At 64.1% G+C, this 18,562-nt stretch carries 20 protein-coding genes and 2 tRNA genes; 13 read left to right on the forward strand and 9 right to left on the reverse strand.

What is annotated here, in order from left to right; genetic code table 11:
- The first annotated feature begins 20 nt into the window (after window positions 1-20).
- The 11 genes from VAE54_RS06940 to leuS all read left to right on the forward strand — a co-directional run bounded on the left by VAE54_RS06940 (window position 21) and on the right by leuS (window position 9,329).
- The gene (locus tag VAE54_RS06940; protein ID WP_322801221.1) at window positions 21-332 is read left to right on the forward strand and encodes a hypothetical protein; all 312 of its coding nucleotides are present in this window, start codon (window positions 21-23) and stop codon (window positions 330-332) included.
- Between the two features lie 47 nt (window positions 333-379).
- On the forward strand, window positions 380-1,552 hold the full coding sequence (locus VAE54_RS06945; protein ID WP_322801222.1) for a phospholipase D-like domain-containing protein: 1,173 nt from the start codon (window positions 380-382) through the stop codon (window positions 1,550-1,552).
- Between the two features lie 26 nt (window positions 1,553-1,578).
- A complete protein-coding gene (locus VAE54_RS06950) occupies window positions 1,579-2,367 on the forward strand; it encodes a CPBP family intramembrane glutamic endopeptidase (protein WP_322801223.1) in 789 nt (262 codons plus the stop codon).
- 48 nt (window positions 2,368-2,415) lie between these two features.
- Window positions 2,416-3,189, forward strand: coding sequence for an enoyl-CoA hydratase (locus VAE54_RS06955; RefSeq protein ID WP_322801224.1), 774 nt, complete (start codon window positions 2,416-2,418; stop codon window positions 3,187-3,189).
- Entirely contained in the window at window positions 3,174-4,034 is an 861-nt protein-coding gene (locus tag VAE54_RS06960) for an AAC(3) family N-acetyltransferase (protein WP_322801225.1), read from the forward strand. Before VAE54_RS06955 ends, VAE54_RS06960 begins: the two co-directional genes overlap by 16 nt.
- Window positions 4,035-4,060: 26 nt before the next feature.
- Complete coding sequence (locus VAE54_RS06965; RefSeq protein ID WP_322801226.1) at window positions 4,061-4,477, forward strand: RidA family protein; 417 nt, start codon at window positions 4,061-4,063, stop codon at window positions 4,475-4,477.
- 85 nt (window positions 4,478-4,562) lie between these two features.
- A tRNA-Ala gene (locus tag VAE54_RS06970) sits at window positions 4,563-4,635 on the forward strand.
- 7 nt (window positions 4,636-4,642) lie between these two features.
- Window positions 4,643-4,715 (forward strand) — tRNA-Ala (locus VAE54_RS06975).
- 573 nt (window positions 4,716-5,288) lie between these two features.
- The gene (locus VAE54_RS06980; protein ID WP_322801227.1) at window positions 5,289-5,804 is read left to right on the forward strand and encodes a metal-dependent hydrolase; all 516 of its coding nucleotides are present in this window, start codon (window positions 5,289-5,291) and stop codon (window positions 5,802-5,804) included.
- A gap of 14 nt (window positions 5,805-5,818) precedes the next feature.
- Complete coding sequence (locus tag VAE54_RS06985; RefSeq protein ID WP_322801228.1) at window positions 5,819-6,745, forward strand: branched-chain amino acid transaminase; 927 nt, start codon at window positions 5,819-5,821, stop codon at window positions 6,743-6,745.
- Between the two features lie 139 nt (window positions 6,746-6,884).
- Window positions 6,885-9,329: a leucine--tRNA ligase gene (gene leuS / locus VAE54_RS06990; protein ID WP_322801229.1), complete on the forward strand. Its 2,445-nt coding sequence runs from the start codon at window positions 6,885-6,887 to the stop codon at window positions 9,327-9,329.
- A gap of 86 nt (window positions 9,330-9,415) precedes the next feature.
- Here the strand turns inward: leuS and miaB are convergent, their stop codons facing one another.
- Window positions 9,416-10,750 (reverse strand): tRNA (N6-isopentenyl adenosine(37)-C2)-methylthiotransferase MiaB, encoded by a 1,335-nt coding sequence (gene miaB, locus VAE54_RS06995; protein ID WP_322801240.1) that lies wholly within the window; start codon window positions 10,748-10,750, stop codon window positions 9,416-9,418.
- A gap of 288 nt (window positions 10,751-11,038) precedes the next feature.
- Here miaB and VAE54_RS07000 point away from each other — a divergent pair, with 288 nt between their 5' ends.
- Together VAE54_RS07000 and VAE54_RS07005 are read left to right on the forward strand one after the other, a co-directional pair.
- Complete coding sequence (locus VAE54_RS07000) at window positions 11,039-11,485, forward strand: HEPN domain-containing protein (RefSeq protein ID WP_322801230.1); 447 nt, start codon at window positions 11,039-11,041, stop codon at window positions 11,483-11,485.
- Complete coding sequence (locus tag VAE54_RS07005; protein WP_322801231.1) at window positions 11,430-11,804, forward strand: nucleotidyltransferase domain-containing protein; 375 nt, start codon at window positions 11,430-11,432, stop codon at window positions 11,802-11,804. Before VAE54_RS07000 ends, VAE54_RS07005 begins: the two co-directional genes overlap by 56 nt.
- Window positions 11,805-12,001: 197 nt before the next feature.
- Here VAE54_RS07005 and VAE54_RS07010 read toward each other — a convergent pair whose 3' ends face one another.
- From VAE54_RS07010 to VAE54_RS07045, 8 genes are all read right to left on the reverse strand, one after another.
- On the reverse strand, window positions 12,002-12,307 hold the full coding sequence (locus VAE54_RS07010; protein ID WP_322801232.1) for a hypothetical protein: 306 nt from the start codon (window positions 12,305-12,307) through the stop codon (window positions 12,002-12,004).
- A gap of 166 nt (window positions 12,308-12,473) precedes the next feature.
- The gene (locus VAE54_RS07015; protein WP_322801233.1) at window positions 12,474-12,833 is read right to left on the reverse strand and encodes a hypothetical protein; all 360 of its coding nucleotides are present in this window, start codon (window positions 12,831-12,833) and stop codon (window positions 12,474-12,476) included.
- Window positions 12,834-12,974: 141 nt separating this feature from the next.
- A complete protein-coding gene (locus VAE54_RS07020; RefSeq protein WP_322801234.1) occupies window positions 12,975-13,226 on the reverse strand; it encodes a hypothetical protein in 252 nt (83 codons plus the stop codon).
- Window positions 13,227-13,309: 83 nt separating this feature from the next.
- Entirely contained in the window at window positions 13,310-14,020 is a 711-nt protein-coding gene (locus VAE54_RS07025; RefSeq protein ID WP_322801235.1) for a hypothetical protein, read from the reverse strand.
- Window positions 14,017-14,715 (reverse strand): hypothetical protein, encoded by a 699-nt coding sequence (locus tag VAE54_RS07030; protein WP_322801236.1) that lies wholly within the window; start codon window positions 14,713-14,715, stop codon window positions 14,017-14,019. The genes VAE54_RS07025 and VAE54_RS07030 overlap by 4 nt, the downstream gene beginning before the upstream one ends.
- A 914-nt stretch (window positions 14,716-15,629) precedes the next feature.
- On the reverse strand, window positions 15,630-16,412 hold the full coding sequence (locus VAE54_RS07035) for a hypothetical protein (protein WP_322801237.1): 783 nt from the start codon (window positions 16,410-16,412) through the stop codon (window positions 15,630-15,632).
- A 61-nt stretch (window positions 16,413-16,473) separates the two neighbouring features.
- Window positions 16,474-16,998 carry a hypothetical protein gene (locus tag VAE54_RS07040; protein ID WP_322801238.1) on the reverse strand — a complete coding sequence of 175 codons (525 nt, stop codon included), beginning with the start codon at window positions 16,996-16,998 and terminating at the stop codon, window positions 16,474-16,476.
- The coding region (locus tag VAE54_RS07045) for a hypothetical protein (RefSeq protein WP_322801239.1) at window positions 16,983-18,562 on the reverse strand (1,580 nt) is incomplete at its 5' end. The genes VAE54_RS07045 and VAE54_RS07040, both read right to left, overlap by 16 nt.

The raw sequence follows: 18,562 nt of genomic DNA on the forward strand, positions 1-18,562 counted from the left end.
GGGAACGGGAGGCAGAGGGGATGAGGTCGGCGTGGGAGGCCTGGCTGGAGCGGGTGCTGGAGGATGAAAGCTGGCGGAGCGGCTTGACCGATGATCAGGCGGAGCGCCTGCTCCGGTGGGCCCTCGCCCGGATCGGTTCCCATCCTGGAGAGACGGGGGAGGCCGTGCGTCAGGCTATGCGCCGGATCCGGCGCGCCGTTCAGGCTTCGGAAGAGGAGGCCAGAGCCTTGCTCGCCGAATGGGGGCTTCACGTGCCGCCAGGATGGAAGAGCTGGACGGTGGAGGATCGCCTGGTATGGGTGCTGGATGCGCTGGCCCCCTGGCAGCCGTAGCCCGTTCGCTGGAGCGTCCATCCCGAATCCCGGAGGAGGGGAAAACCATGACTGCCTCCCGCCCGCGACGGACACGAAAAGCTGCGTTGCCCGTACCCTGGGGAACGCTCCCCCTCACCGGGCTGATCGGCCTGGCCGTCCTGGCGCTGCTCGTGCTGGCTGTCATTTATCGTCTGGGCCGACCGGGCGTTTCCCCTTCCCCTTCTCCCCCGGTGGGGTCGGGAAGCTGGTATGAAGTGTTCTTCACCACCCCGCGCTTCCCGGATGCTCCGGAGTTCCACCGGGGAGGGGTGGTCGATTCGCTGATCGCGGCCATTGAGGGCGCGCGCCAAACCCTGGATGTGGCGGTTTACGACATCGATCTGATGCCGGTGGCGGATGCGCTGTTGCGGGCCCGTGATCGTGGGGTTCGGGTTCGGGTGGTCACCGAAACCGACAACGCGGGCACAAAAGCCATCGCCCGCCTGCGGGCGGGGGGCATCCCGGTGGTCACCGACGAGCGGAACGGCTATATGCACAACAAGTTCATGGTCATCGACGGCGAGCGGGTGTGGACGGGCTCGATGAACTTCACCGACAACGATGCCTATCAGAACAACAACAATGCGGCGCTTCTCCGATCGCCGGAGCTGGCCCGCAACTACGCCGTCAAGTTCGCGGCCATGTTCGAGCGCCGGGCCTTCGGTCCGGCCCGCTCCTCCGGGGACACGGTTCCTCGATTGACCATCCAGGGGATCCCGGTGGAAAATTACTTCGCGCCGGAGGATCCAACTGTGGAAGCCATCCGGGCGGCGCTCCGCAACGCCCGGGAGCGGATTGTGTTTATGGCCTTCTCCTTCACCCATCCCCGCATCGGCGATGTGCTGCTGGAGCGAGCGCAGGCGGGGGTGGAAATCCACGGCGTGATGGAACGCAGCGGCGCGGAGGCGCCAGTCAGCCAGTTCAACCGTCTGCGGCGGGCGGGGATCGACGTGCTGAAAGACGGCAACCCTTATACCATGCACCACAAGGTCTTTGTCATCGATCGGCGGGTGGTGATCTTCGGATCGTATAATTTTTCCCGCAACGCGGCGGAGGATAATGATGAGAATTTCCTGATCGTGGCGGATCCGGCGATGGCGGCGCGCTTTGAGGAAGAGTTCGCACGGGTTTATGAGCAGGCGCTGAACCCACCCCGTGTGGGATGGCCGACGGTGGAATGGGCTTTCGCGTTTCGGTAACCTCAATGCCCAGGAGCATTTCGGCGATGGCTGCGACACGTCCCCCCCGCCCCTCGTCATCGGAAGAACTGGAGCCCGCCCCGCCATGGGGAATCGGCTTGGCCTTGACGGCCCTGGCGTATTTCCTGATGGTCCAGTTCATGCTGGGTGTTCTCGTCTTTCTGATCTACTGGGCGCTGCTGGAGCCCGGTCAGCCCTTTGCCGCCGCGTTCCAGCGGGCAGCCGCCAGCGGGCGCTTCATGGGGCTGGCCAACGGCCTCATTTATCTCTTCATCCTGCTCACGATAACGGCTGGCCTGCGCCTGTGGGTGCGTGGGCCTTTGGGCCCAGCCCTCCGCCTCGTTCCCCCGGTCCGGATCCCCTTGTGGGCGACGCCGTTCCTGGCCCTGGGCCTGGGGGTCGCGCTGGATGCTGTGACCATGGCCCTGGGTCGCCCGGTCATCCCGGAAACCCTGGTTCCCCTATTTCGAGGGCGGGATCCGCTGGGATGGGCCGCGATGGGGTTCCTCACCGTGGTGGTCGGGCCGCCCACCGAGGAGCTGCTCTTCCGGGGCCTGCTGTATCCGGCTCTGGCGGCGCGGGTGGGCCCCATGTTTTCCATTTATCTGGTCTCCTTGATTTTCGCCCTCTTTCATCTCTTCACTTATGGCGGCACGGCAGACCAGTGGTTCTGGATCGCCCAGGCGTTCCTGGTAGGCCTGGCGCTGACCGGCCTGCGGGCTCGCACCCGTTCCCTGTGGCCTCCCATCGTGATGCATATGACGTTGAACCTTTACGCCACCCTCGAAGCGATTTTCCTGCTCAACTTCCGGTGAGCCGATCGCGCTCCCTTCCGGTCCACCTCCCGCATGCAGGAGGATCCTATGGCATATACCTCAATCCTGGTGGAAGCTGTGGAGAACGTCGGGTTGATCCGCCTGAATCGGCCTCAACAGCTCAACGCCCTCAACAGCGTCCTGATGGAGGAGCTGGCCACCGCCCTGGAGGCTTTCGACCGGGATGACCAGATCCGGTGCATCGTGATCACCGGCAACGAACGGGCCTTCGCAGCCGGCGCAGATATCAAAGAGATGGCGGAGGCCAGCGCAGTGGAGATGTTGCTCCGGGATAACATCTCCCGGTGGGATCGAATCCAGCGGATCCGGAAGCCGATCATCGCCGCGGTGTCCGGCTGGTGTCTGGGCGGAGGATGCGAGCTGGCGATGGCCTGTGACATCATCATCGCTTCCGAGACGGCCGTCTTCGGCCAGCCGGAGATCAATATCGGTGTGATGCCGGGCGCTGGGGGAACCCAGCGCCTGACCCGGGCGATCGGCAAATCGAAGGCGATGGAGATGATCCTCACCGGACGCTACATGAACGCCCGCGAAGCCGAGGCCGCCGGGCTGGTCTCCCGCGTGGTCCCGGTGGAAACCTACCTGGATGAAGCCATCCGCCTGGCGAAGGAGATCGCCGCCCGTCCCCCCATCGCCGTCCGGCTGGCGAAAGAGGCGGTGAACCGAGCCTTCGAGACCAGCCTGCGGGATGGCCTGGAATACGAGCGGCGGTTGTTCTACTTCCTGTTTGCCACAGAAGATCAGAAGGAAGGCATGCGAGCCTTCATCGAGAAGCGAAAGCCGGAATGGAAAGGACGCTGAGCCCGGTGAGCTCATTGATCAGTTTCCGGACCCTTACCCTGGCCCTGGAGGCGGTGCGCTGGAATTCGAGCGGCCCCGCCCTGATCCTGGTGGCTCCGGAGGTGGAGCGTCGGGTGCGGGGAGGCCTCGCCACCATCCTCGGCGCGGTCCAGGCGGCGATGCGAGGGAACACCTGGATCACCCCTGCCTTCACCTCGCGGACCATGGTTTACCCGCGGGTGGGGCCACCGGATAACGGGGTGGTCTATCTGGCCATGCAGGCGGCCAACGCCCGGGCCACGTTCTTTCAAAGCGATTTGCCGGCGGATCCAGAATGGGGGCCGTTCCCGGAGGAGGTTCGTCGGCTCCCCGGGGCGCGACGCAGCGAGCATCCCGTCCTCTCATTCCTGGCAGTGGGCCCCCAGGCGGAGGCCGCCATCGCCGCGCAATCCCTTCTGGATCCATGGGGGCCCCTTCGCTGGCTGCATGCGGAGGATGGCGATGTGCTCCTGGTGGGGGCGGATCACACCATGAATGTGGCCATCCATTACGTGGAAGCCCTGGCCGGCCGGAAGACCTTCGTCCGCTGGGCGTTGATGGATCGACGGGTAGTGGAATTGCCGGGCTTTCCGGGGTGCCGGCGGGGCTTTGGGGCGGCCGCCCCGGTGCTGGAACCGGCCACCCGTCGGGTCCACCTGGGAGATTGGGCCATCCAGGGATTGCCGCTGGGGCGGATGGTCCAGCTCCTGCTGGATCTCCTGCGTCGGGATCCGATGGCCCTGCTCTGTGAGGACCCCCTTTGCCTGCTCTGTCATGCGGTCCGACAGCATGTGCTGTATGGATCCCGCGTCATGCGGGAAAACTGATCTTCCACCCTCCGGAGGGAATTCCCATGGCCCGGGAAGTGATTGTGGCGGAGAAAGCCCCCGCGGCGGTTGGCCCCTATTCTCAGGCGATCCGGATCGGGAACCTCATCTTCACCGCGGGGCAATTGGGTCTGGCCCCCGACACCCGCCAGCTGGCCGGGCCGGATATCGAGAGCCAGACCCGACAGGCCCTGGAGAACCTGCGGGCGATCCTGGAGGCGGCGGGATCCTGCCTGCGCCATGTGGTCAAGACGACGGTCTTTCTGGTGGATCTCGCCGAGTGGCCCCGGATGAATGCCGTCTATGCCGAGTTCTTCCCCGAGGCGCCGCCAGCCCGCTCGGCGGTGGGCGTGGCCGCGCTCCCCATGGGCGCCCGGGTGGAGATCGAGGCGGTGGCGGAGGTGTGCGACTGTCCTTCCCCAGAGGCATGCGGATGCCGGTAGGCAGCCCAGCTGTTCTCTCAAGATCCAAATGCGGTCCGCCGCCTTGACAGTGCTCATGGCTCCAAGGTAAAATAAACGTGCCAGTGGGGCCGTAGCTCAGCTGGGAGAGCGCTCCTCTCGCACGGGAGAGGTCGCCGGTTCGAATCCGGTCGGCTCCACTGCTGTGGGCCCGTAGCGCAGTTGGGAGCGCGCCGCCGTGGCACGGCGGAGGTCACGGGTTCGAATCCCGTCGGGTCCACCTTCTCCCGGGGCGCGAAGGCGCCCTGTTGTTTTATCCGAAGTTCCCTGGAGCGCCAAGAGCCCTCTTTACCAGCCGGCGACGGAGACAAACTGAGCGGAAATTGATTTGTTCTCGCAGATGTAAAGGCGAAGAAGGGGAGTAGTAGACCATCCCCCAGCGAGCGGCCGGAAGGTGCGAGGCCGCAGGGCCTATGGGGAGGGCCCGGGGGCACAGAGCCCCCAAAGGTCGAACTCGCCCTGGAGCCGCCGGGGTGAAAGCCGTTCCCGCTGTAGCTCCGGCCGGGTCGCGCCCGTTACCGCGCCAGAGCGCACCGGAAGCATCGGCATGCCCTTCCGGTGAAGCAGGGTGGGACCGCGGAGGAGCCCCCCTTCGTCCCTGACGGAGGGGGGCTCCTTGTTTCCACGGGAGCGGCCCGGCGGCTCTTCCCTTAGAGGGCTTCAGGACCCGGTCCGGGGACCCGAGGCGCCTCCACCCCCTGGGCCGTTATCATAGAAGAGGCCATTCTGTCTATCGAACGAAGAGCCCGACAGTGCCCGTCATGCCGGAAATCCCCTCAGGCCGGAGGAGTGGATGACGGTGATGGCCCATGTGGCGGCCGGGGTGGTCGCCGCCTATATGATCCAGCGGGCAGCGCATCAGCCCTTTCACCTCGGGGTCGCTGGTCTGGCGGCGTTGCTCAGCGGGTTGCCGGATCTGGATCTTCTATGGGGCTGGTGGCGTCAGCGGCGAACGGGCGGAGAGGGTCATAATCCCCATCACGCCCTCTGGACCCATACACCGCTGTTCTGGGTGTTCTGGGGCGGGATCCTGGCCTGGGGGTTCCATCTGCCGCCGGGGCTGGTGGTCGGGCTGCCGATGACGCACCTTGTGCTGGATAGTATCGGGACCGATGATGGGATTATGTGGCTCTGGCCATGGCGCCGGCGCCAGTATGCCCTGTGGCCCCGGGACCTCCATGCCGCTGGGGTCCGTGGGCTGGCCTTCTACCGCCGATACTATCGGCAGCCCTTATTGCTCCTGCTTGAGCTATCGCTGTCGCTCATCGCCCTCTGGATCCTGGGCACAGAGATCCTTCGATCCTTTTAAGGGGGGAAGGCCCGATGGCGCCGAGAAGCGAGTGGATCTGGTGGAACGGGCGGCTGGTGCCCTGGGATCAGGCCACGGTGCACGTCACGGCCCATGCCCTGCATTATGGAACGAGCGTGTTCGAAGGGATCCGGGCCTATGAGACGCCCCAGGGGGCGGCGATCTTCCGGCTTCGACCGCACCTGGCCCGGTTGCTCTTCTCCGCCCGCCTCCTCCGCCTGGAGATCCCTTACACCGAGGAACAGCTTATGCAGGCGGTCGTGGAGACGGTGCGGGCCAATGGGCATTCCTCCTGCTATATCCGCCCCCTGGTCTTTCGAGGCCCGGGTCCCCTGGGGGTGGATGGCCGCTCGTGCCCGGTGGAGGTGGTGATCATCACCTTCGAGTGGGGGAAGTATCTCGGCCAGGAGGCGCTGGAGAAGGGGGTGGATGTCATCGTCTCCTCGTGGCGGCGCATGGCGCCGGACACCTTCCCGGCGCTGGGCAAGATCGGCGGCCAGTATGTCAACTCGCAGTTCGCGGCCATGGAAGCCCATGATCTGGGATATGCGGAAGCGATCATGCTGGACGCCTATGGCTATGTGGCGGAGGGGAGCGGGGAGAATCTATTCCTGATCAAGGATGGCGTGCTCTACACGCCGCCCTTCCACAATTCGATCCTGCTGGGCGTCACCCGCGACGCGGTGCTGACGCTGGCCCGGGAGCAGGGGATTGAGGTCCGGGAGCAGCCCATCCCGCGGGAATGGCTGTATGCAGCCGATGAGATCTTTATGACCGGGACCGCAGCGGAGATCACTCCGGTGCGATCGGTGGATCGCATCCCTATCGGATGCGGGCAGCCCGGCCCGATCACCCGCCGCCTCCAGGAACGGTTCTTCGCCATCGTGACAGGCCGGGCGCCGGATGTGTATGGGTGGCTGACGCCTGTGACCGCAGCTTGATGGCCTGCGGCTCGAGGGGCCGTCGGGATGGAAATTCGGGGGAGTTGGGCTGACTGCCCTCGGTGGCCAGTCTGGCAATTGAAGTCTTCATTGTGAGATGCGTGGTTTGACCGGATGGGATGCGGAAGGAGGTGGGGAAATGGAGCGCTATGATCCTCAGGTGATCGAGCCGAAGTGGCAGGAGCGCTGGGAGGAAACGGGGATCTACCGGGCGGTCCGCGACCCGAGCCGTCCCAAGTTCTACTTCCTGACGATGTTCCCCTATCCCTCGGGCGATCTCCATATGGGTCACTGGTTCGCCATGGCCCCCAGCGATGCGGTGGCCCGCTATCTGCGCATGAAGGGCTACAATGTCCTCTTCCCGATCGGCTTCGACGCCTTCGGCCTGCCCGCGGAGAACGCGGCCATCAAACACAATACCCATCCGAAGACCTGGACCTACGCCAACATCGAGCGGATGCGCCGCCAGCTGCGCAGCATGGGGGCCTCCTTCGACTGGACACGGGAGGTGATCACCTGCGAGCCGGAATACTACAAGTGGAACCAGTGGTTCTTCATTCAGTTCTATAAGCGTGGGTTGGCCTACCGCAAACGCTCGGCGGTCGATTTCTGCCCGAAATGCAACACCACCCTGGCCCGGGAGCAGGTGATCAGCCAGGATGGCGAGCGGGTCTGCGAGCGGTGCGGCACGCCGGTGATCAAGAAGGAGCTGGAGCAGTGGTTCCTGCGCATCACCGCCTATGCCGATGAGCTCCTGGATCACAGCCAGCTGGACTGGCCGGAGCGGGTGTGCACGATGCAGCGGAACTGGATCGGGCGCAGCGAGGGCGCCGAGATCGTCTTCCCCACAGAAGGAGAGGATTCCATTGTGGTCTTCACCACCCGCCCGGACACCCTGTTCGGGGCCACGTTCGTGGTGCTGGCTCCAGAGCATCCCCTGGTGCCGAAGCTGACCGCCCCGGAGCGCCGGGCGGAGGTGGAGGCCTATATCCAGGAGGCCCAGCGCCGCACGGAGATCGAACGGTTGTCCCTGGAGCGGGAGAAGACCGGCGTCTTCATCGGGGCCTACGCCCGCCATCCCCTGACCGATGAACGGCTGCCCATCTGGATCTCCGATTACGTGCTGATGGAATACGGGACGGGGGCGGTGATGGGCGTGCCGGCCCACGACCAGCGGGACTTTGAGTTCGCGGTGAAGTTCAACCTGCCCATCCGGATGGTGATCGCCCCGCCGGGCTGGGATGGGAAGCCGCTCTCCGCTGCCTATGAAGGGCCCGGGACGATGGTGAACTCCGGCCCCTTCGATGGCCTGCCCAGCGAGGAGGGCAAAAAGGCGGTGGTCGCCGAGCTGGAACGGCGCGGCCTGGGCCGCCCCGCCGTCTCCTACCGGCTGCGGGACTGGTGCATCAGCCGCCAGCGCTACTGGGGCACCCCCATCCCCATCATCTACTGCCCGAAGTGCGGCACCGTCCCCGTGCCCGAGGACCAGCTGCCGGTGCTGTTGCCGGAGAGCGTCAACGTGCTCCCCACCGGCGAGTCGCCGCTGAAATACCTGGAGGACTTCGTGAAGACCACCTGCCCCCAGTGCGGCGGGCCGGCCGAGCGGGAGACGGATACCATGGACACCTTCGTCGATTCCTCCTGGTATCAGTATCGCTATCTGAGTCCGCATAAAGATGACGCGCCGTGGGATGAGGAGGAGGCCCGCTACTGGCTGCCGGTGGACCTGTATACCGGCGGGGTGGAACATGCCACCATGCACCTGCTCTACACCCGGTTCTGGACCAAGGCGCTGCGGGATATGGGGATGGTCTGGTTCGATGAGCCGATGATCCGCCTGCGCAACCAGGGTGTCATCCTGGGCGAGGACCGGGAGAAGATGTCCAAGTCCCGGGGGAACGTGGTGGCGCCGGATGAGCTGGTGATGCGCTACGGGGCGGACACGGTGCGGGCTTACCTGATGTTCGGCTTCCGCTGGGATGTGGGCGGACCGTGGAGCTCCACCGGCATCGAAGGTGTGCACCGGTGGCTGCACCGGGTGTGGAATCTGGTGCTGGAGCCGGCGGAAGGGGAGGGAGAGCCCGCTCCAGAGCAGGTGGCCGCGCTGAGGCGGTGGACCCATCGGACCATCAAGCGGGTGACGCAGGACCTGGAGGATTTCGAGTTCAATACGGCCATCGCTGCGCTCATGGAGTTCACCAATTACCTGCAGGACGCCCGGAACACCCCCGTGGTCCGCCATGAGGCATGGACCGAGGCCATCCGAACGCTGGTGTTGCTGCTGGCGCCGTTTGTGCCGCATCTGGCCGAGGAGCTGTGGGAACGGCTGGGCTATCCATACAGCGTGCATCAGCAGCCCTGGCCGCGATGGGATGAGGATCTGGCGAAGGCGGATACCATCACCCTGGTGATCCAGATCAACGGGCGGGTGCGCGATCGGGTGGACGTGCCGGCCTCGATCACCGAGGAGGAAGCGAAGCGCATCGCCCTGGATCGGGCCAACGTCCGCCGACATCTGGGTGACCGGCAGCCCCAGCGGATCATTTACGTGCCGGGGCGCCTGATCAATATCGTGGTGGAATAAAAAACAGGGGCGGCAGCAACACACCCGCTGCCGCCCTCGCTGTAGGGCAACTGCTTGCAGTTGTCCTACGCCTGAAGGCTGCAGGATTATGCCGTCGAGATCGGGGTTCCCTGGAGGGACCAGGCGCCTGCCGAGGTGATGCGGACCTGGATCAGCTGGCCCCGCCAGTCGCGGTCGCCGTCCTCAAAGAACACCAACTTGTTGTTGCGGGTCCGCCCGAACCACTTGCCCTTCTCGTTGCGGTCCTCCACCAGGATCTCCACGGTCTGCCCGATGAGGGCCTCGTTCTTGCGGCGGGAGATCCGCTCGTAAAGCTCCTCCAGCATGCGGAAGCGCCGCTCTTTCTCCTCGGGCGGCACATCGTCGGCCATCGTGCGCCAGGCCACCGTCCCCGGCCGCGGGGAGTATTTGGCGATGTGCACCACGTCGAACTCCAGCTCCTCCACCAGCCGGTAGGTGTCCATAAACTGCTCTTCCGTCTCCCCACAGAAGCCGACGATGATATCCGTGGCGATGGAGGCGCTGGGGATGCGCCGGCGGATCTTTTCCACCACGCGCTTATAATCGGCCACCGTGTAGCCGCGGCGCATGCGGGCCAGCACCTCATCGTTACCGGCCTGAACGGGGATCTCAATGTGCTCGCAGACCTTGGGCAGCTCCGCCACCGCCTCGATGATCCGGTCGGTCATGAAGCTGGGGTGGGAGGTCAGAAAGCGGATGCGCTGGATCCCTTCCACCTCATGGACTGCGCGGAGCAGATCCGCCAGGTCCGGGCCGTCAGGGATATCTTTCCCATAACGGTCGACGATCTGGCCCAGCAGGGTGACCTCCCGGACGCCCTGTTCGGCCAGGGCGCGCACCTCCGCGACGATCTGGCCTACCGGTCGGCTCCGCTCCGGGCCACGGCGGTAGGGGATGATGCAGAAGGTGCAGCCGAAGGAGCAGCCGTGGACCACCGGGACGTAAGCGGTCACCTTGCGGCCCCGCTCGGAGGGCGGCAGCACCAGCTCCTCGTCCTGGAGGGCGTAACGGATCATGCGCTCCAGGTCCGCCACCGCCCGGCCCTCATCGATCCGCCGCGCCAGGAAGTCCACCAGCGGGCGGGGATCCGCGGGGGGCATGAAGACGTCCACCCAGGGGAAGGCCCGGCGGAGCCCCTCGTTGCCCTTCACGCCCACCAGACAGCCCATGACCGCCACCACGCGATCCGGCCGCCGCTCTTTGAGGGGGCGGACCATATGGAGCCACCCGTAGGCCTTCTCCTCGGCCGACTGGCGCACCACACAGGTGTTGACGACCAGCACGTCGGCCTGTTCCGGGCGCTCGGCCATCTGGTAGCCGAGCTTCTCCAGGGCCGAGGCCAGCCGCTCGCTGTCGGCCACGTTCATCTGACAACCGAACGTGTGGATGTAATACCGCATCTCACGCACTTTCCCATCCCTCCCGATGGAATCCGGGAGGCCCCATGGCGAGGATCCGGTTGAGCCTTTCGAAGTCCGGATAGAGGAGCGGAGTGAGCTTCCCTATTTCCGCATCGGCTCCCCCAGGAGAAAGCCCGCCGCCCCGTCCATGCCTGAAAAGGATCGGCTCGTTCATCATTTTAGGGGGATCGGGGGTGCTCCGTCAAATCCCCATCGGGAGTGAGGAGAGACGCGATCGAGGCTCCCTCGTTCGAACCCGGAGGTGGATGTCCGAATCCTGGGGGCCAGGTGGGCGCCGGGAGGGTCGACGGATCCGGTGCCGGGTGGTCGGATATAATTCCTGGCGAGGGATCCGCTTTCTATGGGGGATCCAATGGCCAACCGGGGAAGCGGGATCGTGAGCGGGCGCTTCTGGACTATGAATGGGCATGTTTCACCCTCCAGCAGTCCGCGGAGAAGGTGATCAAAGCGCTGGGGCTGGCGCTGGGCCTGACGCTGTGGGGACATTCCCTGACCGAGATGCTGAAGCTGATCGGACAGCGAATCGAGGTTCCTCTGGAGATCCTGGATGACGCCCGATTGCTGGATCTGTATTACATCCCCCCTCGCGATCCGAATGGTTTCCCCTTGGGCAAGCCGGCGGATGATTTCACGGAAACCCAGGCCCGGGAGGCGCTTCGTGCGGCGGATCATATCATCGGGTGCTGTGAAAGCCATCTTCCTGGATCGGGATGAGGTGCTCCGGCGGTTGCAGGAGGTCGCGGTGGAGGCCCTGGAGGCCTTCCCGGCGCTCCAGGAGGTGCGGCTGATCGGCTCTCTGGCGGCCGGGACCGCTACGGGCACCAGCGATGTGGATCTGCTGCTTCGGGTGAAGGAGATCTCGGGGAACCCTCTGGAGGCGATGAAGCCGTATTTTTTCTTCTTCTCCCGCCGGCTGGAGATCGGCCTGGACCTTTTGTTGGTGGGTTCGGATCTTCCTCCCGGGCTGGAGGAGGCGCTGCGGGGGAGCATCCTGCTGGCCCGGCGGGAGGAAACGGAATCGCCTTCCGATTGAGGAAGCGCCATCGCCGCTCCTCCGGGCGTTTCCCTACCACCATTTCGATGAGCATCGGCTCCTGTGGTCAACCGTGCCCGGATCTCCGGCTTCCACAAGCTCCACACCCGCAGCCGCCCGGCGCTGGCGGCTGCCACAGCATCCTGGGGATACCGCTCATTGGAAGCCCCCGGCCCTCGTTCTTCACCATGGACCTCTCAACGCCCCGGTGGCGTGGGAAGGGTCTGGATCGCCTGATCCATGATCGCCCGGACCCTGGCTTCCGAATCTCCGTTCACGATCAGGAGGCTGAGGATCTCCCCGCGGGCCTGTAGCAGGACCTGGAGGAACCCTCCCTCGGAGTCCCACACGGAGAGCCGCCAGCCCCCTGCCTCCGGATGGGCTTTCATCCCTGGAAACCGGGCTTGCATCCCCTGAGCCAGGGCGTTTGCAACCCGGCGGGCCTCCTCGGCGCTCGCGTAACGGTATGAGGAAGGGGAACACGGCGGCGGTGGCGGAGCCATCCCAGACGAGCATCGATCTTCCGTAGCCTTCCTGAAAGCGGAGGGGCTCCTCGCCGATGCCCATAGGGGCCAGGTTGTTCGGGTTGAGGGGCTGGCGGAGATCCTGGGGGGATCAGGAGGCCCGTGAGAAGAAGCATCCACTTAGCCTTCATCGTTCACCTCCCCTTCAGATGCCGTTCGTCCATGACCATGCCTCCCTGGAAGGGCTTTCACCGCCTGTTTGAAGCCTACCACATTGTGGCGTTCTCATCAGGACTTCCACAATCTCTGCAGGGGCATAGCGCTCAATGGGTGGGGAAACGAACCTGCCGAATCCTCGCCAGACAATCCATCCGCCGAGGGCCATGGCCATCTGCTGCAACAGCTGCTGCCTATTCCAATCCACCCCCAGCACCAGGCCTCCCATCCGAGCCACGGCCTGGGCCACCCGCAACGCCCGCACCGGGCCCAGAACCTGCACCAGGCGCCAGCACATCGCCAGGCCCGTGAAGACCCGGACGTGCTTCCCCTCGATTTCCAGGGGCATCGGCTCTTAGCGCCAGCCAGGGCGGGCCGGGTTCCGTCGGGCCTGCACCTCGGGCTCCCGTAGCGACCGCACCCCCAGCCGCCCGCCGCTGAGCGTTTCCACTTCCCGGGCCAGGGCGGCGCATATGGAACACCCACCGTCCTACAACAACCATCGTTCGACCCTCGCTTCCCCTCCGCTTAGCGTTCGGCCATCGGGGGAGAGCTTGAGGGCGAGGATGGCCTCTGTGTGGCCTTCCAGGATCTGGGGCAGCGCCCCATCGGGGGCCCGCCAGATTTTCACGGTCCCCTCTCCAGTGCCCGAGGCCAGCCAAGTTCCCCCCGGACCGAAGGCCGACCGGAGCACCGCCACGGTGTCTGCCAGCCAGCGCGCGAAGGGCTGTCCGGTCGCCACGGAATACCGGGCAATCCAGGGGCCGTCGATGTCGCCCTCCGCGATGGCCAGCCACTCGCCCGCCTCCGAGAGGGCCAGAGCCTCTATGGGTTTTCCGGTTCCCTTCCTCCGAATGATGCGTGGCGGATCTTTCGCGGGCGATCCGTTTCGGGAGGAGAGAGGGCGGGGAGGCCCCAGGCCGTCGTGACCCCGAAGAGCAGCCCGGCGAGAGCACCCAGGGCCAGCCATCCCAGCGGCTCCTGACCCTCCGGAAGGCGATCCATCCAGTGTCCCGCCCACCACGCCATCCCCCATCCCGCCAGAAGCCCTCCGAAGGCGGTCAGGGTCAGCCACGCCCAGGCCGCGCGGATCACCCGCCGGAGGAGCGTCCATTGGGCCAGCCCCACCCCCAGCCCCAGGCTGGCCCCGTTGACCCCGAAGATCAGAAGGAAGGAAGAGAACTCCGGGGGCATGGGGGGCAGGACCCGCTCCGGGCCGATGGCCCAGAGGAGCCCCCAGGGGATCAAGAGGGCCAGCCCGCCCCCCAGGCCGCTGCGGAGGATCCAGGATGCGGACCTCACCGGCAGGCGGCCGGTCAGAGCCTGACCCAGGCCGAGGAGCAGCCCCACCCCCAGGCCGCCGGTGAAGAGAAAAAAGGTAACATCCGTGGGAGGCCACCCCGGGAGGCGGCTCCACAGGGGGCGGAGGGCCGCCAGCCCTGTCCGCTCCCACTCCCACAGCCCGAGCAGGGCCAGGGCCCCCACCCCGATATGGATCAGCACCCATTCAGTTCCTTCTCGCACCGTGCGGATCATCGGCCCTCCGGCGCCGGGAATCGGGCGTATTCGATCCAAGGCAGCGTCGGGATCATCCGGTGGGCATATCCCAGGCGCCCGCCCCCGAGGCGGTAAGGGAGGCTGCGGCGCACCCAGGCTTCCAGCTCGGCCCCCAGGGTGTCGACCAGCTCCACCTCCGGTCGCTCCAACCAGAAGCGCAGGTCCTCGGGGCGATGGAGCCAGCCGGTGAGATGGGTGACGAGGGGGGCCTCCCAAGGGTCGCCGGACCAACCGATCCGTTCCAGCCAGGGGGGATCGATCGCGAGGCCGGTCGCGGTCCACTCCCGCGGGTCCGCCCATCCGCCCCAGGCGAAGTCGGGGGCCAGCACGCCCGCCACGCTGTCGAACTCCAGATGGCCGGCCTGGAGGAGGCTCTGGACGGCACGAAAGGAGAGGGGGGAGCGGAAGGTGATCTGGACAGGGAGGGGGCCCGGCCAGGGGCGATCCAGGAGGGCCTTCGCGGCTGCCAGGCGAGCCTGGCGGTAGGTGGCGAGGACGTCCGGGGTGTTCGCCACCAGCCGGGCTTGAATGACCCAGAGGCCATCCGGCTCCCGCACGGCAACGGCCGAATAACCCTCCCCCTCGCGGGTGATCGGGGTGGGCCACGTCGGGGGGAGCGTGGCACCGATGAATGCCAATCCGATCGCCAGGGCCAGCATCACACGCCTTTTCATCATTAACCTCCTGCAACTCAGATTATGGGGCTAAACCCGGAGGATCTGTATAAGACTTAGAGTAATTAGACCCATATACCAGTTTGCCGAGCCAATCATCGTTAGCGCAAAGGTTGCAACCAAGGGAATAATTAACCTCGCCGGTGGTTGGATTTTGTGTTTGTCGCCATCGAGTGTCGGTATGATAGTAAGTATTAGATTGAATTTGAGACGCATTAAACCAGATATAAATAACCTCATAAATATCTGAACGGCCGCATTTGTTATACCGATTCCAGGTTGCATTAGGAAGACCACTGCTATTCACAAACCAAGCGTTCATCTGATCACAATATGCTTGAGGGTCTGGCTTATATCCTTCCCATTCCAAGCGAAATCCTTTCCAAGCATTTGATCGAATAGCGGCTGCGTTTTGCTCATACCACCAATCAGTTATGGCCCAGCGGATATCATAACCAGAGTAATATGGCTGTCAGGTCCAAGAGCCCCAATTTGGACTTTCCTGCCAATCCCAATGATATGTAGTGCCGGCCTTAGATATATAAAATGTTGATAAAATAGCCCAAGAAATTACAATTAGTTTCGCGAATGTCCGGAACCATTTCCTCTTCATGGATCACCTCCTGATCATAATTTTCTATCATTGGGCTACTCGTGATATCGCAGTGAGTGCATTTTCAGCCATCCGTCGTTGCGGGCTTCCACCTCCTGGGCCAGGGCGGCGCACACCGCACACCCGCTGTCATATAACAGCCAATGGTTGGGCATTGTTTTTCCTCCTTTCGCAGCACTCGTCCGAGCATGGGCTCTCCTTCGTATCCCGATATATCCACCTCTCACAAAAAGGGGGTGACAAAGTGGTCCCAATCTGGTCCCAGGTTGGTCCCGATTTTCCGGAGCCTCGGTCCCGAAGGTCACCTTGCAGGATTGGGGTCCTTGCATGGCAAATATCCAACGGCGATGCTCGCGGGGTCTATGTCCGCAAGATCCGGGGTGAGGGTGAACCGGATACAGGCTCCATAAGAACCGACCGGCGTGATCAGGATCAAGCCCGCTTTGATGGGAGCGGTAGAGCATGGTGCCGGAAACAGGTCTGGACTGCAATGAACCCCTACACTGTGTCCGCCACCCCACCCCCGTTCTATACGGGCGTATTCAGCCACCGGGAGGCTATCCCGGCGGGGAAGCGGGAGGCCCCAGTACTCAAAAACAGGCCCGGCAAGAGGTTCCTCCCCGTTGTAAACCCAGCTCATATAGACGGCTCTACCTTCCACGTCGCTGTAAAGCGAAGGGGCGACGGGGTTATGACCGAAACTCGGGTCTTTCACAACCCACAGCGTGAAGTTAAACGGACCATCCTGAACCGTCCCGCCACCCAGGACCTGTCCGGGCTCCGGGGTAGGGGGAGGATAAACCGGCCAGATCTTCTCGGGGGTGGGGGCAGGTTCGGAGGTGGGCGGAAGGAGAGAGCGCCAGTCCGGGGTTTCCGTCGGCATTAGGTGCACAGAGGGCGTTTCCGTGTGGGCGAGAGATGCCCTCACCGCAGGGGGCGTCAGGGTAGGGGCATGAGAGGACTCCGGAGCGATAGCCTGCTGTGTCGGAGTCGAGGGTGGGGCCGGGCTTCGCGTCCCACAGGCGCAGAGCCCGGCCACAAGCAGGATGATGCCTGCCAGCCCGATGATCGCTTCCCGTTTCATCCTCCACCTCCGGCCGAAGGAGCGGGCATCATACCGGCGCTGGCCCTATCCTTCGATTCATTTACGGTCCCGTGTAGCCACGCCATTGTCGACCGAAGTTGATGGCGTCCGAACAAGAGTTTGCGCTGGCCGCATAGCAAAACCCCGGACTGGTGACTCCCGAGCAGTAGCAGTAGTTCGGGTCCGAAGAGGGGCGGTTTTCCCAACGTCCAAAGTAGATATCCACCCAGTAATTCCCCATGGAGCAACTGGGGTCGCCCACGTCTTCCAGATAAAAAGTGCTGTAATAGACATCCCCACCTGATTGATTGTGTTGCTTAATGGGGCTATCCGTGTCAATGCGGGTGCCCCAGGTCCACCATGCTGCCGGGTCATTTGGACACCAGGCATAGTAATGATTGGCAAAGTGTCCCTGTCGGATTTCCACGCCCGCACCCCCATAACGGTTCCCCATGGCGTAGCCGGTGAACCACCCCGTGTAATGGCCAGCCCAAACCGGAGCGACAGAAGCTGCATACGCCAGGCTACCAGGGATCAGGAGCAGAGCAAGAACCCTCGACCATCGCTTCTTCATCGCTGTTGCCATGTCATCCTCCCTCCCTGAATCGCTAAAACTTTTTCGGGGGACAGAAAGACGATTTCGTAGATTTCGTCACTGCCGGGAATCAAAGCGGAAGGCCAAGCCAGGACCCGTTCCCAGTGCTTTCCGCCATCTGTGGTGCGGAAGATACCGCCGCGGAATCCCCCCGCCAGGGCCACCCGCTCTGTCGGATAGGCAGGCGAGACGGCCACGCTCGCAATCGGGCCCGGCAACGTCCATTGCACGTCGTCCGTATCATTCCGGAACAGCCCCACACCACCGGACGGAGAACGAACAAGCCAGGCGGCATCCCGGGCGAAATCCCCGGCGGCTTCCAGGAGCGAAGCAGGAACCTTTATGGCCTGCACCTTTCCTTCCTGCAGGAGCAGCGCTTGTCCGGGGGTTTCTTCGTCAACGGCGATGATGCTTCTGCCGTCAACCGATGGGGAGAGGCGATAAACCCCGCGGGCGATCCGTGTCCACCGGCCATCCTCCGTGCCGGCATACAACCCGCGGTCCTCACCGGCCGTCACGCTGATAAACAGCCTCTCGCCGCTCTGAGATTCGAGTCCGACAAGCCACTGAACGGGCCCCGATAGTTCACCGTTCACCGGTGACCAGGACCGTCCGTCCCGGGATTGCCAGACTCCCGTCCACGTTCCGACCAGCAGGGTTTCCCGCCCCTCTTTGTTCCCGACAACTACAGCATCAAAGGGCCAGTCGCCGGCCTCGGGCGGGAGGCGTCCCCACTCCTCCCAGTTCGCGCCGCCGTTCCGGGTGCGGTAGACAACAATCCCACCAGGGTCCGGAGCGACGGCATATGCCACGTCCGGATTACCCGGAGATATCGCAATTGCTTTCACCATCCGTCCACGAAGGTCAGAGGCAAACCAGGTCCTCCCTCCATCCGTGGAGTAGAGGATCCCTCCCTCTCCGGCCCAGGTGTAGGTTTGAGCGGCGACCACGCGGCCCGATTGAGAGTTCACCAGGATTCTGCTCCGTTGTTTCCCGCGTATGCCCAGGATGCCCACAACGCTTTCCCCCGACTCCGTTGTGCCCAGAAAGTAGTGCAACCCCTGGCCTTTCAAGTCGCTGGAAGGTTTCAAATCCGGGTAGGCCGACTGTGCCTGACGCAACGCCTGAGGCGAGTCGATCACAAGCTCGGGAAGGGAAGGGAGCGGTTCCGACAGAGGTTGTGAAAGTGCTTCCCTAACATATCCGTCTTCCACCCGCACCGTAATCTGTTCCCTGTCGGTCTGCAGGGTTCCGATCCATCCTCGACGTCGGCCATCCAGCCCGGCGTCGGCGGTATCGCCTGGCAAATCGATGCTCTGAAGCCCCGTAACGGTGGGCATTTCTGACAATCGCCCTGCATACTGTAAGAGCAGACGATAAACTTCCTTCAGCGTGAGCGCTTGACGGACCTCGGGGATCCCTGCAATATCATTGCCTGAAAGGTTGAGGGAATTAGTGTTAATTCGAGCTGATTGAATGCGGAAAAGTAGCAATATTACTGCAAAAACGAAGGCTATGTTTAAGAACCGTCGCCTCCCCCAATCCACGCCCCGCA

Source organism: Thermoflexus sp. (assembly GCF_034432235.1).
Lineage (GTDB): Bacteria > Chloroflexota > Anaerolineae > Thermoflexales > Thermoflexaceae > Thermoflexus.